The sequence below is a fragment of the Mesorhizobium sp. M7A.F.Ca.CA.004.06.1.1 genome (assembly GCF_003999135.1).
In the GTDB taxonomy this organism is placed as follows: domain Bacteria; phylum Pseudomonadota; class Alphaproteobacteria; order Rhizobiales; family Rhizobiaceae; genus Mesorhizobium.
The window spans coordinates 1-1,109 of sequence record NZ_RZPQ01001182.1; the positions used below are offsets into that span (position 1 = coordinate 1).

At 64.7% G+C, this 1,109-nt stretch carries 1 protein-coding gene; it reads right to left on the reverse strand.

The window, feature by feature from the left end:
• On the reverse strand, positions 1–1,107 hold a 1,107-nt coding region (locus EN906_RS34960), incomplete at its 3' end, for a CocE/NonD family hydrolase (protein ID WP_127375814.1).
• Between the last annotated feature and the right edge of the window lie 2 nt (positions 1,108–1,109).

Genomic DNA, 1,109 nt, shown 5'->3' on the forward strand with positions numbered 1-1,109 from the left:
CGAACGGATCGCTTGCCTTCCAGACGCATGATCTGCCTGGCGTGCGGACAGGCGCCCATTGCCGGAAAGGAAGAAAGACTGCCGCTCGACATTCGGCGACGGCCATGCCGGCTCCGTCACCCAGCGTCCGGCCCGCAATTCATAGGAGGTTTGCGGCGGGGCGCTGTCCTGCACGAACAGGCGCAGCATCGGTTCGCCCATAATGCCGGTGTCGCGGCCCTTCAGCCAGTGATCCCACCAGCGGACGCATTCCTGGAGGAAGCCGATGGCGGGACCGGGCTTGCCGATATGCGGATAGGTGTGCGCCCACGGCCCGACCAGCCCCTTGCGCGGACCCTGCAGCTTTTCCATGAGGCGGAAGACGGAGCGGCAATAGCCGTCGGCCCAACCGCTGACGGCATAGACCGGACAGGCGATCGCGTCGAAATCCTCGCAGACCGAGCCGTGCCTCCAGAATTCGTCGCGGTGCTGGTGCTCCAGCCAGTTCTTCAGCCACAACCCGCTTTCCTTCAGCCGGCTGTGCCATAAAGCACGCCAGTTGTCCGGCTTGTTGCGGGGATCCGGCGGCAGCGTGTTGCGGCCGAACATGATCGCGGCCCAGGAGAGATTGTCGATAAGCAGCGTGCCGCCCATGTGGTGGACGTCGTCGGCGTAGCGGTCGTCGGTCGAGGCGCAACTGATCACCGCCTTCAGCGCCGGCGGACGCATGGCGGCGATCTGCAGCCCGTTGAAACCGCCCCAGGAGATGCCGATCATGCCAACCTTGCCGTCGCACCAGGGCTGGGTCGCCAGCCATTCGATGACCGAGCAGCCGTCGTCCAGCTCCTGCTGGAGATATTCGTCGAGCATCAGCCCTTCGGAATCGCCGGTTCCGCGCAGGTCGACGCGCACCACTGCGTAGCCGTGGCCAGCTACGTAGGGATGCATGACGACATCGCGCGCGGCGGTCAGATCGTTCTTGCGATAGGGGATATATTCCAGGATTGCCGGCACCGGCTTTTGTTCAGCACCCTCGGGAAGCCACATGCGCGCCGCAAGCCGGCAACCGTCCGGCATCGGGATCTCGAAATGGTCGACCGAGCGGATCGGATGGGGGAAGTTGGACACTG